Genomic DNA, 14,093 nt, shown 5'->3' with positions numbered 1-14,093 from the left:
CGATATGCAAACGACGTGGGAAAGATTCCGCCAGGCCATGCGTGCGTTCATGCACCATCATGGCATGCTCACCGTGCACTACGTGCGCGTCGCGCTCGCGTTGCTCCTCACGGCCGCCCTGCTCGAGATCTTCGCCTTCAACATGAACCACTGGGCCACGCGCGGCCTGGACTGCATCAACATGGAATCGCAGCTCGCCCTCGACCAGAACGCCGACGAGACGTACAAGCTGACCGAGGCGAACCACGTGATCGAGTTCTCGCGCCTGAACAAGGAGGTCAAGAACGTCCGCATCGATTTCGACGGCTCCCAGGCGGCGCAGAACGTGCAGGTGAAGATACAGTTCACCGACAGCGGCCACGAGACGTACTTCGATTCGACCGAATATTCCGCCGGCGTGCCCGAGCGCACGCTCACCACCAACGACGACGGCACCGAGTACATCAAGCTCGCCACGACCGGCATGACCCAGAACCTCCGCATCGAGGTGGTGGGGGACGAGGTCAGCTACCCTATCAAGATCAAGACGGTGTACCTGAACAACACCTTCCCGTTCCGCTTCGACCTCGGGCGCTTCGCCTTGGCGCTCGCGGTGATCGCCCTCATCTACATGTTCCGGCCCGGTTCGACCATCTACCACATCCACATGGTGCACCATCCGCACGTGGCGAAGACCTGCACCATCATCGCGAACCTCTTCGAGATATGGCTCATCAGCGCGATGCTGTTCACGGGCAGCAACATGGTGGGCGTCGCGACGCACAACTACAACTACGGATCCTGGAACAAGACGAGCGTGGTGACCACCTACGAGGTCGGCGGGCTGAATTCCCAGCAATACGCCATGCTCGCGGAGGCCATGGCGAACGGGCACCTGTACCTGGAGGTCGAACCGCCCGATTGGTTGAAGCAGATGGACAACCCCTACGACAAGGGCGCGCGCGACGAGCTTCAGAAGGAGACCGGCGAGGACTGCCTGTGGGATACCGCCTACTACAAGGGGCACTACTACGTCTATTTCGGCGTGGTGCCCGAAGTGGTGTTCTACCTGCCGTACTACCTCGCCACGGGCGGAAGTTTCCCGACGGCGGTGGGCGTGTGGCTTGCGGCGGTCGCCTTCATCCTCGGGTGCACGGCCCTGCTCGACCGTTTCGCCCGCTACCATTTCAAGCGAGTGAACCTGGGGCTGTACCTGCTGTTGCAGATCCCGCTCGTATTCTGCTGCGGCATTGTGTATCTGGTCAAATTCCCGACATTCTACAGCCTGCCGATCATGATGGCGCTCGCGTTCTCCATGTGGGGCCTGTACCTGTGGATGCGCGGCAGGAGCTCGGAGCGCCCCTGGGGCTGGTACCTGGGCGGTTCGCTGTGCATGGCGCTCGTCGTGGGGTGCCGTCCGCAGCTCGTCCTGCTCTCGCTGATCGCGTTCCCCCTGTTCTGGCGGCGCTACGTCACGGAGCGGCGCATGCTGACCAAGCGCGGCGCCATCGAATTCGCCTGCCTGATCGCGCCCTACGCCATCGTGGGTGCTGGCATCATGATGTACAACCACGCGCGGTTCGGCAGCTTCACCGATTTCGGCAGCAACTACAACCTCACCACCAACGATATGACGAAACGCGGATGGGACCTGGGCCGCCTGGCGCCGGCGCTGTTCGCGTTCTTCCTTCAGACGCCCACCACCACCGGCGTGTTCCCGTACCTGCAGCCTGCCATCTTCGACACCCTGTACATGGGCCAGACCATTAAGGAAGTCACCTTCGGCGGCATCTTCGCCTGCCTGCCGATCCTGTGGGTGCTGCCGTTCGTCGGGCGCGCCATGGCCATGCGCGTTCACACGCGCGCCACCCATACCACGGCCGGGGTCATGATGGTGCTGCTGTTCGGCGGCATCGCCATCGCCCTCATGGATGCGGAGATGGCGGGTATCCTGCAGCGCTACTACGCCGACTTCAGCGTGATGTTCCTGATGGTGAACGTCTTGACCCTGTTCATCCTCAACGAGAACATGGACCATGGGAGCTCGGGGTACCAGACGGGCATGAAGGTGCTCCCTGTGCTGGTCGCCTTGAGCATTGCGTACAGCTTCCTGCTGTTCTTCGTCGCGGAAACCGGTTGGTATTCAGATGCGTACCCCTGGGCATACACGGCCCTCATTCGTCCGTTCATGTTCTGGGCGTAACGGCATGGTCGGGGAAGCTGCCGGACGGCCGGATCGGGAAAGCGGGGAGCGCTCTCCGGTGAGCCCCGCCGTGCATAGGTCGATGCAGGGCAACAAGCGCGCCGACACCAAGCCCGAGCTGTTGATGCGCGCGCGCCTGCGGGAGGTGGGCCTGGGCGGCTACCGCCTGCAATGGAAGGCGCCGGGGCATCCCGATATCGCCTGGCCGGGCAAGAAGGTGGCCCTGTTCGTGAACGGCTGCTTCTGGCATCGGTGCCCATACTGCCGTCCGCGCGCCCCCCGATCGAACATCGAGTACTGGACGCTGAAATTCAACCGCAACCAGGAGCGCGACGTTGCCAACATACTCGCCTTGCAGCAGGCGGGGTGGAGGGTGCACGTGGTGTGGGAATGCCAGCTGAAGAAGGCCAAGCTGGACGAGACCTGCGCCGCCCTGTTCCCGCTGCTCGCGCGCGAACTCGGCAAGGAGCTGCGACAACAATAGCCGCCGGGATGTCCTTCTTCACCGTGCATCCACACATTAATCCGCTTGCCGAAAACTGATGCTCCTGACGATGCGGTAAAATCGTCTTGGACTCCGTCTTGATAGGATGCGAGGGTCATTTCGTCTAAGGAGAGGTTGTATGGCGAGAGAATTCAAGTCAATGGATGGCAACACCGCCGCCGCGCATGTTTCCTATGCGTTCACCGAGGTGGCGGGCATCTACCCCATTACCCCCAGCAGCCCCATGGCCGACTTCGTCGACCAGTGGGCGGCGAACGGCCGGAAGAACATCTTCGGCTCCACCGTCAACGTCGTCGAGATGCAGAGCGAAGGCGGCGCGTCGGGCACCGTGCACGGCTCTCTGACCGCGGGCGCCCTCACGTCCACCTACACCGCCTCCCAAGGCTTGCTCCTCATGATCCCCAACATGTACAAGATCGCCGCGGAGCAGCTTCCCGCCGTGTTCCACGTGTCGGCGCGCACCGTCGCCACGCAGAGCCTGAACATCTTCGGCGACCACTCCGACGTGATGACCTGCCGCCAGACCGGCTTCGCGCTCCTGGCCGAAGGCAACGTCCAGGAGGTGATGGACCTGTCGGCCGTCGCGCATCTTGCCGCCATCAAGGGTCGCGTGCCGTTCCTCAACTTCTTCGATGGCTTCCGCACCTCGCACGAGTATCAGAAGATCGCCGTGTGGGATTACGACGACCTTGCCGACATGTGCGACTTCGATGCCGTGAAGGCGTTCCGCGATCACGCGCTGAACCCGGAGCATCCCGCCATGCGCGGCACGCATGAGAACGGCGACATCTTCTTCCAGAACCGCGAGGCCTGCAACGGCGTCTACGATGCCCTGCCCGCCGTGGTGGAAGAATGCATGGGCAAGGTGAACGAGAAGCTCGGCACCGATTACGGCCTGTTCAATTACTACGGAGCGCCCGACGCCGACCGCGTGGTCGTGTGCATGGGCAGCTTCTGCGACGTGCTGGAAGAGGTCATCGACTACCTGAACGCCCACGGCGAGAAGGTGGGCCTGGTGAAGGTGCGCCTGTACCGCCCGTTCAGCATCGGGCATTTCGTGGGCGTGCTCCCCGAAACCGTGGAGAAGATCGCGGTCATGGACCGCACCAAGGAACCCGGCAGCATCGGCGAGCCCTTGTACCAGGATGTCATCAACGCCCTGTACGAGTCCGGCAAAACCGGCATCACCGTGGTGGGCGGCCGCTACGGCCTCGGCAGCAAGGACACACCTCCCTCCAGCGCCTTCGCCATTTTCGACGAGCTTGAGAAGGATCGGCCCGCACGCGAGTTCACCGTGGGCATCGTCGACGACGTGACCAACCTCAGCCTGCTTGAAGACCCGAACTGCCCCAACACTTCCGCCCCCGGCACCATCGAGTGCAAGTTCTGGGGCCTCGGCGGCGACGGCACCGTGGGCGCGAACAAAAACAGCGTCAAGATCATCGGCGACCATACCGACAAGTACGTGCAGGCGTACTTCCAGTACGATTCCAAGAAGACGGGCGGCGTGACCATCAGCCACCTGCGCTTCGGGGACAACCCCATCCGAAGCCCCTACTACGTGACCAAAGCCGATTTCGTGGCGTGCCATGTGCCCGCCTACCTGGTCAAGGGCTTCCGCATCGCCCAGGACGTGAAGCCGGGCGGCACGCTGCTCATCAACTGCCAGTGGAGCGCCGACGAGCTTTCGCAGCACCTGAACGCCGAAACCAAGCGTTACATCGCGCAGAACGACGTGCAGCTCTACATCATCGACGCCATCGACCTCGCGGCGAAGGTGGGCATGGGCAAGCGCACCAACACCACGCTGCAAAGCGCGTTCTTCGCGCTCGCCGGCGTGCTTCCGCAGGAAGAGGCCCTGCAGTACATGAAGGACGCCGCCACGAAGTCCTACCTGAAGAAGGGGCAGGACATCGTCGACATGAACCACAAGGCCATCGACGCCGGCGCCACCGCATTCGTGAAGGTCGACGTGCCCGCCGAGTGGGCGAACGCCGTCGACGATGCCGACGCCGAGCCTTTGGCGGGAGATCCCGCGCTGGTGAAGATGGTCACCGAGATCATGCAGCCAGTCGGCAAGATGGACGGCGACCGCCTGCCGGTGTCCGCCTTCGCGAACCATGCCGACGGCCAGTGGCCCTTGGGCGCGAGCGCATACGAGAAGCGCGGACTCGCCGTCAACGTCGCATCGTGGAACCCCGATACGTGCATCCAGTGCAACCAATGCTCGTTCGTGTGCCCGCATGCGACCATCCGCCCCTTCATCCTTTCCGCAGAGGAGGCGGCCGCCGCTCCTGCCGGGACGCCGCTGCTCGACGCGAAGGGCCCGAAAGTCAAGGGCAAGGGCTACCAGTACACCCTGGCCGTGAGCCCGCTGGACTGCATGGGCTGCGGCGTCTGCGTGAGCACCTGCCCCACGGATTCGCTCGTCATGAAGCCCACCGGCGGCGAGCTGCCGAAGCAGAAGATCTTCGATTACTGCGTGGCGGACGTCGTGGAGAAGCCGGAGACCACGGGCACCACGGTCAAGGACAGCCAGTTCAAGAAACCGCTGCTCGAATTCAGCGGGTCGTGCGCGGGCTGCGCCGAGACCAGCTACGCCCGCCTGGTCACTCAGCTGTTCGGCGACCGCATGTACATCGCCAACGCAACCGGCTGCTCGAGCATCTGGGGCAACCCCGCGGCGACGTCCCCGTACACCACCACGGCTGAGGGTCGCGGCCCTGCCTGGTGCAACAGCCTGTTCGAGGACAACGCCGAATTCGGCCTGGGCATGCGCGTCGGCCACGAGGCGGTGCGCCACGAGCTCGCCCTCGAGGCACGGCGGATCTTGGATGCCGACGTTCCCGCCGACGTGAGGGCCGCGGCCCAGGAATGGCTCGACACCCGCGAGGATAGCGCCGCGAGCGACGGGGCCTCCAAGGCGTTCGCCTCCGCGCTCGAGGGCATCGTCGGCGACGCCCAGGTGGGCGAGGCGGCCCGGGACATCATCGCCCGCAAGAAGTTCCTCTCCAAGAAGAGCTATTGGATCTTCGGCGGCGACGGCTGGGCGTACGACATCGGCTACGGCGGCTTGGACCACGTGCTGGCGAGCCGCGAGAACGTCAACGTCCTGGTGTTCGACACCGAGGTCTACTCCAACACGGGCGGGCAGGCATCCAAGGCTTCCAACATCGGCCAGGTGGCGCAGTTCGCCGCCGCCGGCAAGGAAGTGCAGAAGAAGAGCCTCGCCGAGCTGGCGATGAGCTACGGCTACGTGTACGTGGCGCAGATCGCCATGGGCGCGACCCAGGCCCAGACGGTCAAGGCCCTCACCGAGGCGGAGGCCTACGACGGCCCGTCGCTGATCATCGCATACAGCCCCTGCGAGATGCACTCCATCAAGGGCGGCATGAAGAATTGCCAGATCGAGATGAAGAAGGCCGTGGATTGCGGGTACTGGAACCTCTTCCGGTTCAACCCCGACGCGCCGGCCGGCAAGAAGTTCACGCTCGACTGCAAGGAGCCGAAGGGCGGGTACCGCGAGTTCCTCATGAACGAGGCGCGTTACAGCCGCCTGACCCGCGAGTTCCCGGATCGCGCCGAGACCCTGTTCGAGGAGAACGAGGACTTCGCGCTGAACCGCTACAAGCACCTGCTGAAGCTGAAGGACATGTACGCGGACGCATAGCCAAACGCGTTCCCCTAGCGTTCCCGCCGGGGGAACGAGGCGCCCTGTCGATCGACGCTCGCAACGACGCCCCGCCCGCGAAATGAACTGCGCCCCAAAAACTTGGACGCGATAAATAAAAGGCTAAGCCGCAAGGGACTGGTTCCGGAACTCCTCCGGAGTCAGTCCCTTTAGTCTAACCTGCCGTCTCTTCAAGCGTCCATTGGCGGTCGTTGTCCCTTTCTTCGAGCCGGAGCGTGACACCTATGATTCCAAGCGACGGACGCTTCGTTTGCATCAACGGCCTATAGCCCCTGATTCGGTACGCGATCGTCCATCGCGGAATCATGCGCGCGTGCCACAATCCGATGTCCGAAAAACCCGAGGCAATCGGAGCGCGCGGAGAAAATGAGTCGATTTGTGCATGGATTTTGGACTTAGGAGCACATGCACTCTCGTGCATTGCCGACGCGAATTCTGCGACCTGGGGGTTTGTATCCGGGATTTTTTTGGGAGTCTATTGACGGGTGAAAATGCCCGAAATACCGCGCGCTTTCACAAAAAAAAGGCTCCTAAGTCCAAATTCCACGCAGAAAATCGGTTATCTTCTCCGCGAATAATAATTTATCGGCATCGTGTAACCCAAACTGCTATTGGGGGCGCTCAAAAACCATGCGAGCCGGCCGATGATCGGTCAGCTCACATGTTGATGCCGAAACCGCTAGGGGCATCGTGAGTATCGGATCAAATGCCAGCTGATTCACAGCGCGGATGGTGGCGGTTGTCCCGCTGCCCCATGGATGCGGGGCAAAAGTCGACTAATTCGCGGATTGGGATGGATCGAGGATGCCTATCTTGCGTTGGATGCCTCCCCGCAGGCGAGCTTAACGCAGAGGCAGAAGATCTGAAGCGCCTGGCCCAAATCCTCGAGGGAGGGGAGGGTCGGGGCGATGCGGATGACGGAGTCGTCGGGGTCGCTATGGTAGGGGAACGGAGCGCCGGCTGCGGTCAGCGTCACGCCCGCCTCCTTGGCGAGCTCCACGATGCGCTTCGCCGTGCCCTCAGGTCCCGTGAAGGTGATGAAATACCCACCGCGGGGCGTCGTCCACCTGCATCCGAGACCCTGAAGCTGCTCGCCGAACGTCCTCTCGACCAACTCGAACTTCGGGCGGATGAGCTCGGCGTGCTTCGCCATGTGCGCGGCGATGCCCTCGGCGTCTTTCAGGAATCGCACGTGCCGGAGCTGGTTGAGCTTGTCGTGGCCGATGATCTGCACGTTCATCATTCGCGCCGCTTCGGCGATGTTCGTCTCGCTCGAGGCGAGGGCCGAGATGCCGGCGCCGGGGAACGTGATCTTGCTTGTGCTGGCGAACTTGAAGGCGCGGTCGGGGTTGCCGGCGGCCACGCAGGCGCGCGCGATATCCTTCACATGGTCCTGCCGAGGGGCGGGGTAGAGGTGGTGCACGCAATATGCGTTGTCCCAGAAGATGCGGAAGTCATCCGCGGCCCGCATGGACGCCAACCTGTCGACCACCTCGTCGGAATAGGTGCATCCGGTGGGGTTGCTGTACGTAGGGACGCACCATATCCCCTTCACGGCGGGATCCGCTGCCAGGGCCTCAACGGCGTCCATGTCGGGGCCGTCCTCGTTCAAGGGGACGTTGGCCATCTGGATGCCGAAGAGCTCGGTGATGCCGAAGTGCCGATCGTATCCGGGGATCGGGCAGATCCACCTCACGGTATCCAGCTTGCCCCACGGGGTCGATCCATGCGTGCCGAAGCACCACAGGCGCGCGATCGCATCGTACATCATGTTCAAGCTGGACTCACCGCCCACGATCACGTGCTCGGGGTCGTCATCGAGCATGCAGGCCATCAGCTCCCGCGCCTCGGGCAGGCCCGTGCCCACGCCGTAGTTGCGGCAGTCGGTCCCGTCGACCGCGGAGAGGTCGGAATCGCCCGCAAGGACATCGAGCATCGGGCGGCTCAGGTCGAGCTGCGCCGACGAGGGCTTGCCGCGCGCCATGTTCAGCGCCAATCCCCGGGCTTTCCAATCTTCGTATGCGGCGTGCAGCGTCCCCATCGTTCTCCCTTCCGAAAACCGCCCCGCTACCCATCGCGCGGGGTTTCTAGTTTGGCACGAAGCCGCGGGGCGGTCTACACCCGAGGCGGAGAATTAATCGTTCAGCGTCATGCCGTCCTCCAGCACGACCTCCATGTTCCGCTCCGCCACGATGTCATGGCTTTCATAGGCGGCGAAGTCATCGAGGATCTCCTGGCTCGGACCGGGGGAGAGCTTCGACACGACGAAGATCGCAAGGCACCCCAGCAGGAACGCGGGCAGAAGCTCGTAGATGCCGAAGATGCCGCCCAAGGGCTTGATGAAGTTGTGCCAGATGAGCACCGTGAGCGCGCCGGTGAGCATGCCCGCGATAGCGCCCTGTTTGGTCGTGCGCTTCCAGAACAGCGCGAAGAGCGTCAGAGGGCCGAAGCTGGCGCCCAGGCCCGCCCACGCATACGAGACGACGGTGAAGATGACGAAATTCTCGTCCCAGGCGATGAATATGCCCAGCAGCAGCACGGCGGCGAGCGTGATGCGGGAGACGATGAGCACCTGCTCGTCGGTCGCGTCCTTCTTGAAGATGCTTCGGTAGATGTTCTCAGCCACGCTGGAACCCGTGATGAGCAGGTAGGAGGATGCGGATGACATGCTGGCGGCCAGGATGCCCGACACGACGATGCCGCACATGAACGAGGGGAGCATGATCTGGGCAAGCACGATGAAGATGCTTTCCGCGGCCGAGTGGGAGAGCAGCTGGGTGGGGAGGACGGATCGCCCGATGATGCCTATCATGACGGCGCTGAACATGCTGATGACCACCCAGACGATGGCGATGCGGCGACTCGTCTTCACTTCCCTCTCGCCGCGTATGCCCATGAAGCGGACGAGCACCTGCGGCATGCCGAAATAGCCCAGGCCCCAGCTCAGGGTGGAGACGATGGTGAGGATGCCGTATTCGGAGGCGTCGCCGAAGAGCGGCCGGCCGTCCTCGACGAGCTGCGCCTTGGCGGCATCGAGGGCGGGGGTCGCCATCTGCGTCATGGAAAGGTAGCCGGGGATGTCGGTGAGAAACGCGACCGTGTTGCCGATGCCTCCCGCCATGGCGATGGATCCGATCACCACGACGGCGAGAGCGAAGAACATCAGGCATCCTTGCACGAAGTCCGTTGCCACCACGGAGAGGTAACCGCCGACCATGGTGTAGAGGAACACGATGATGGCGCCGAACGCCATCATCAGCGAATAATCCCAGCCGAACAGCGTGTTGAACAGCTTGCCCACGGTGACGAAGCAGCTGCCCGTATACACGCAGAAGAACACGAGGATGATGGCCGCCGCGATGGTGCCCACGGTGTTCTTCTCGTCATGGAAGCGGTTGCTGTAGAATCCGGGCAGCGTGATGGAGTCGTTCGCGACGACGGAATAGCGCCGCAGCCTCTTCGCGACGAGCAGCCAGTTCAGATACGTGCCGATGGCGAGGCCCACCGCCGTCCAGCCCGCGTCGGCGGCGCCGGTGAAGTAGGCGAGCCCGGGCAGCCCCATGAGAAGGTAGCCGGACATGTCGGACGCCTCCGCGGAAAGCGCCGTGAACCACGGGCCCACCTTGCGCCCCCCGAGGAAGTATTCGGATGCCGACGAGTTCGAGCGCTTCGCGTATATGAAGCCGATGGTGAGCACCACGATGAAGTAGATGAGAATCGCGATGATGACGAGGGTGTCGCCCGTTTTCATAGTTCCTCTTCCGAAAAGGCGGTCATTGCGTACGTAACTGCAGAAGTATAGCGCTTGCTTTATCCGAGTGGAGTAATCTTGGGGGAAGACCCGCCGGAAAAGCGGGAATGGGGGGATGAAAGGCGCTTCACGGACCAGCCGTCGAAAGGCCGTCAAAAAGTCCGAAAAAAGGCCGTCGGAGGGCCGAAGCGGAGGATTAATGAAGAAACGCCCGGGGGCGTGTCGGCTGTTGACAGCCCCCAATAGCTCGCGTATTATTCTCATGCTCGCTTGGGAGAAAGCGCTCGTATGCGGGCATGCAGCTTGAAAATCGCACAAGTTAAGCAAATGGGGATATGGCACAGCGGCAACTGCGGCGGACTGTAAATCCGCTCCCTCTGGGTTCCCTGGTTCGAGTCCAGGTATCCCCACCATTTGCCCGTGTAGCTCAGTCGGTAGAGCACTTCGTTGGTAACGAAGAGGTCACCGGTTCAAGTCCGGTCGCGGGCTCCATGCATCCATGGCGGTGTAGCTCAGTTGGTTAGAGCACACGGTTCATACCCGTGGCGTCACTGGTTCGAATCCAGTCACCGCTACCATTTCGAATATTCCACGACCCGATGCCCATGCTCGCATGCGCATAGGTCAGTGTCATTTCAAACTGTCTCATCATCATGTGCGTCCCGCCCGGGGCGCATTCCTTTGAAGGAGGATTTCAATGGCTAAGGAAAAGTTCGAGCGTACCAAGCCGCATGTTAACATCGGCACCATCGGCCACGTTGACCACGGCAAGACGACGCTCACCGCTGCCATTTCCAAGACCCTGTCCGAGAACGACGGGTCCCACGGTACCGCGCATGCCGACTTCACCGCATTCGACAAGATCGACAAGGCTCCCGAAGAGCGCGAGCGCGGCATCACCATCTCCATCGCCCACATCGAGTACGAGACGGACAAGCGCCATTACGCTCACGTCGACTGCCCGGGCCACGCCGACTACGTGAAGAACATGATCACCGGTGCTGCCCAGATGGACGGCGCCATCCTGGTCATCGCCGCCACCGACGGCCCCATGGCCCAGACCCGCGAGCACATCCTGCTCGCCCGCCAGGTGGGCGTGCCCTACATCGTCGTCTTCCTGAACAAGTGCGACATGGTCGACGACGAGGAGCTCCTCGAGCTCGTCGAGATGGAGGTTCGCGAGCTGCTCACCAGCTACGACTTCCCCGGAGACGACACCCCGATCATCCGCGGCTCCGCCCTGAAGGCCCTCGAAGGCGACAAGGATGCCCAGGAAGCCATCTGGCAGCTCATGGACGCGGTTGACGAGTGGATCCCCACCCCGGAGCGCGACAACGACAAGCCGTTCCTGATGGCCATCGAGGACGTCATGACCATCACCGGTCGCGGCACCGTCGTCACCGGCCGCGTCGAGCGCGGCGAGGTCAAGGTCGGCGACGAGCTTGAGATCGTCGGCATCCGCCCCACCGCCAAGACCACCTGCACCGGCGTCGAGATGTTCCGCAAGCTGCTCGACTACGCCGAAGCCGGCGACAACATCGGCGCTCTGCTCCGCGGCGTCAAGCGCGAGGACGTCGTCCGCGGCCAGGTTCTCTGCAAGCCCGGCAGCGTGACCCCGCACACCGAGTTCAAGGGCCAGATCTACGTTCTGACCAAGGAGGAGGGCGGACGCCACACCCCGTTCTTCGACGGCTACCGTCCGCAGTTCTACTTCCGCACCACCGACATCACCGGCGTTGTGCATCTGCCCGAGGGCACCGAGATGGTCATGCCCGGCGACAACGTTGAGATCAAGGGCGAGCTCATTCACCCGGTCGCGATGGAGCAGGGTCTGAAGTTCGCTATCCGCGAGGGCGGCCGCACGGTTGGTTCCGGTCGCGTCACCGAGATCATCAAATAACCTCGATTCTGCGAAATTCCGGCAAGGGGCTTGCATCGCGCAAGCCCCTTGCTTCCCGCTTAACTTGACCATGCGATCTTCCAGATGCTTTCAATTGTAACCATAAGGAGTTTTGAATGCGTACGTTGGTCACCTTGGCCTGCACCGAGTGCAAGCGCCGCAATTACACGACCAAAAAGAACAAGCAGAACACACCCGATCGCATGGAACTGAAGAAGTACTGCAAGTGGTGCGGGCACCATACCGTGCATCGCGAGACTCGCTAGGGGATTGCATACAGGCCAGTAGTTCAATTGGTAGAGCAGCGGTCTCCAAAACCGCAAGTTGAGGGTTCGAGTCCTTCCTGGCCTGCCAGCTTGTTTACGAGCAGCTTTGCATAAGCTGCTTGTTTGGCGTTAAGAGTGAATGAAATTTCGGGTTCGGAAGAACCACCGAAAGGTAGCCATGGCAAAAAAATCAAAGACGCAACGGGCCAAAGCCTCCGCTCGCCGTCAGGCCCGCAAGGCCGCTGAGGCGGTTCAGGAGAGCGAGGCGGTTCTCGAGGCGGAGGAAGAAAGCAAACCCGAGGAGAAGAAAAGCCTCCTCAAGCGTTTCTCGAAGCCCGAGGAGAAGGCTCCCGAAAAGAAAGCCGCGCCTGCGAAGGCTCCCTCCAAGGAGCCCAAGAAGCCCCGTTCCCTCTTCAAGAAGGACGGCTTCTTCATGAACGTTCGCAAGGAGATCGGCCGCGTCACGTGGCCCTCGCGGCAGGATGTGATCCGCTGGACGGGAGTGGTGGTCGCCGCCCTCGTCTTCTTCGGCGTCTACGTGTTCATTCTCGATAATCTTGTTGTCACCCCGCTGCTGCTGGGGATTTCCTCTCTGGGGGCGTAAGGGTACATGGCTAAGAAATGGTACGTGCTTCACACCTATTCCGGGTACGAGAACAAAGTGAAGCAGAATCTTGAAAGCCGCATCGAAACGATGGGGCTCGAAAACAACATCTTCGGCATCGAGATTCCGATGGAGACCGTCACCGAGATCAAAGAGGGCGGCAAGCGCGTCGAATCCGACAAGAAGGTCTTCCCGGGCTACGTGCTCGTCCGCATGGAGCTTGACGATCGCAGCTGGGCTGCAGTCCGCAACACTCCGGGCGTGACGGGGTTCGTCGGCAGCCAGGCTTCCCCGGCTCCGCTGACGCGGGAAGAATTCAACAAGATCATGAAGCGCTCCGATAAGAGCGTGGAGGCCCCCCGCAAGACCGAAACCAACTTGGAGGTCGGGCAGGCGGTCAAGGTCATCTCCGGTCCGCTCGCCGATTTCGACGGAACCGTATCGGAGGTCGCGCCCGAGGCGAACAAGGTCAAAGTCCTTGTCTCCATCTTCGGCCGCGAGACCCCGGTCGAGCTGAGCTTCGACCAGGTGGCGAGCATCTAAGCAGGAAACAACGCGTCGCGTGCGCGCCCAGGTGGACAGGGGCTTCTCGCGCAGGCAGGGCGCTTGTTGATAGATTGAACTATTCGAAACATGAGGTTAGGAAACTAAATCATGGCTGAAAAGAAGAAAACCGGCTTCGTCAAGCTTCAGATCCCGGCTGGCGCGGCAAACCCGGCTCCCCCGGTCGGCCCGGCCCTGGGCGCCCAGGGCGTCAACATCATGCAGTTCTGCCAGGCGTTCAACGCCCAGACGCAGGATCAGTCCGGTACCATCATCCCCGTCGAGATCACGATATACGAGGACAAGTCCTTCACCTTCGTGTGCAAGACCCCGCCGGCGGCCGTGCTCATCAAGGAGCGTCTCGGCATCAAAAGCGGCAGCGGCGTGCCCCAGATCCGCAAGGTCGGCGAGCTAAGCCTCGACCAACTCCGCGAGATCGCCGAGATCAAGCTCCCCGATCTGAACGCCAACGACATCGAGGCCGCGATGGAGATCGTCGCCGGCACCGCCCGCTCCATGGGCGTTTCGATCGAGGGCCGCGCTCCCAAGACCGAGTACAAGATCTCCCGCAAGCTCCAGGCTATCCTCGACGGCGCCCCCGCCGAGTAGCGCATAGGTAAACCAGTGGAAGGGCGATCGCCCGCTACTACC

The 14,093-nt window shown here is 62.3% G+C and carries 10 protein-coding genes and 4 tRNA genes; 12 read left to right on the top strand and 2 right to left on the bottom strand.

Annotation, left to right across the window (positions count from 1 at the left end; genetic code table 11):
• The first annotated feature begins 4 nt into the window (after nucleotides 1-4).
• The 3 genes from NOV21_RS08535 (at nucleotide 5) to nifJ (ending at nucleotide 6,357) form a co-directional block, all read left to right on the top strand.
• The gene (locus tag NOV21_RS08535; protein WP_283170627.1) at nucleotides 5-2,182 is read left to right on the top strand and encodes a cytochrome C oxidase Cbb3; all 2,178 of its coding nucleotides are present in this window, start codon (nucleotides 5-7) and stop codon (nucleotides 2,180-2,182) included.
• 4 nt (nucleotides 2,183-2,186) lie between these two features.
• Nucleotides 2,187-2,666: a very short patch repair endonuclease gene (locus NOV21_RS08530; RefSeq protein WP_283170626.1), complete on the top strand. Its 480-nt coding sequence runs from the start codon at nucleotides 2,187-2,189 to the stop codon at nucleotides 2,664-2,666.
• 139 nt (nucleotides 2,667-2,805) lie between these two features.
• A complete protein-coding gene (nifJ, locus tag NOV21_RS08525) occupies nucleotides 2,806-6,357 on the top strand; it encodes a pyruvate:ferredoxin (flavodoxin) oxidoreductase (RefSeq protein ID WP_283170625.1) in 3,552 nt (1,183 codons plus the stop codon).
• An 829-nt stretch (nucleotides 6,358-7,186) separates the two neighbouring features.
• Here the strand turns inward: nifJ and NOV21_RS08520 are convergent.
• Together NOV21_RS08520 and NOV21_RS08515 are read right to left on the bottom strand one after the other, a co-directional pair.
• Nucleotides 7,187-8,419: an aspartate aminotransferase type Ic gene (locus NOV21_RS08520; protein WP_283170624.1), complete on the bottom strand. Its 1,233-nt coding sequence runs from the start codon at nucleotides 8,417-8,419 to the stop codon at nucleotides 7,187-7,189.
• Between the two features lie 93 nt (nucleotides 8,420-8,512).
• Nucleotides 8,513-10,129, bottom strand: coding sequence for a sodium/proline symporter (locus NOV21_RS08515; RefSeq protein ID WP_283170623.1), 1,617 nt, complete (start codon nucleotides 10,127-10,129; stop codon nucleotides 8,513-8,515).
• A 329-nt stretch (nucleotides 10,130-10,458) separates the two neighbouring features.
• Here NOV21_RS08515 and NOV21_RS08510 point away from each other — a divergent pair.
• From NOV21_RS08510 to rplK, 9 genes are all read left to right on the top strand, one after another.
• A tRNA-Tyr gene (locus tag NOV21_RS08510) sits at nucleotides 10,459-10,542 on the top strand.
• A 3-nt stretch (nucleotides 10,543-10,545) separates the two neighbouring features.
• A tRNA-Thr gene (locus NOV21_RS08505) sits at nucleotides 10,546-10,621 on the top strand.
• A 9-nt stretch (nucleotides 10,622-10,630) separates the two neighbouring features.
• Nucleotides 10,631-10,707, top strand: a tRNA-Met gene (locus NOV21_RS08500).
• A 119-nt stretch (nucleotides 10,708-10,826) separates the two neighbouring features.
• The gene (tuf, locus tag NOV21_RS08495) at nucleotides 10,827-12,029 is read left to right on the top strand and encodes an elongation factor Tu (RefSeq protein ID WP_283170622.1); all 1,203 of its coding nucleotides are present in this window, start codon (nucleotides 10,827-10,829) and stop codon (nucleotides 12,027-12,029) included.
• A 116-nt stretch (nucleotides 12,030-12,145) separates the two neighbouring features.
• Complete coding sequence (gene rpmG / locus NOV21_RS08490) at nucleotides 12,146-12,295, top strand: 50S ribosomal protein L33 (RefSeq protein WP_283170621.1); 150 nt, start codon at nucleotides 12,146-12,148, stop codon at nucleotides 12,293-12,295.
• A gap of 12 nt (nucleotides 12,296-12,307) precedes the next feature.
• Nucleotides 12,308-12,383, top strand: a tRNA-Trp gene (locus tag NOV21_RS08485).
• Nucleotides 12,384-12,473: 90 nt separating this feature from the next.
• Nucleotides 12,474-12,899 carry a preprotein translocase subunit SecE gene (secE, locus tag NOV21_RS08480; RefSeq protein WP_283170620.1) on the top strand — a complete coding sequence of 142 codons (426 nt, stop codon included), beginning with the start codon at nucleotides 12,474-12,476 and terminating at the stop codon, nucleotides 12,897-12,899.
• A gap of 6 nt (nucleotides 12,900-12,905) precedes the next feature.
• The gene (nusG, locus tag NOV21_RS08475) at nucleotides 12,906-13,442 is read left to right on the top strand and encodes a transcription termination/antitermination protein NusG (RefSeq protein ID WP_283170619.1); all 537 of its coding nucleotides are present in this window, start codon (nucleotides 12,906-12,908) and stop codon (nucleotides 13,440-13,442) included.
• A 111-nt stretch (nucleotides 13,443-13,553) separates the two neighbouring features.
• Entirely contained in the window at nucleotides 13,554-14,051 is a 498-nt protein-coding gene (gene rplK / locus NOV21_RS08470; RefSeq protein WP_283170618.1) for a 50S ribosomal protein L11, read from the top strand.
• The last annotated feature ends 42 nt before the right edge of the window (nucleotides 14,052-14,093 follow it).

It is taken from the genome of Curtanaerobium respiraculi, assembly GCF_024609215.1.
GTDB classification, from domain to species: Bacteria; Actinomycetota; Coriobacteriia; order Coriobacteriales; family Eggerthellaceae; genus Curtanaerobium; species Curtanaerobium respiraculi.
Note: the sequence above shows the minus strand (reverse complement) of the source record. Positions and strands in the feature narration are given on the sequence as shown.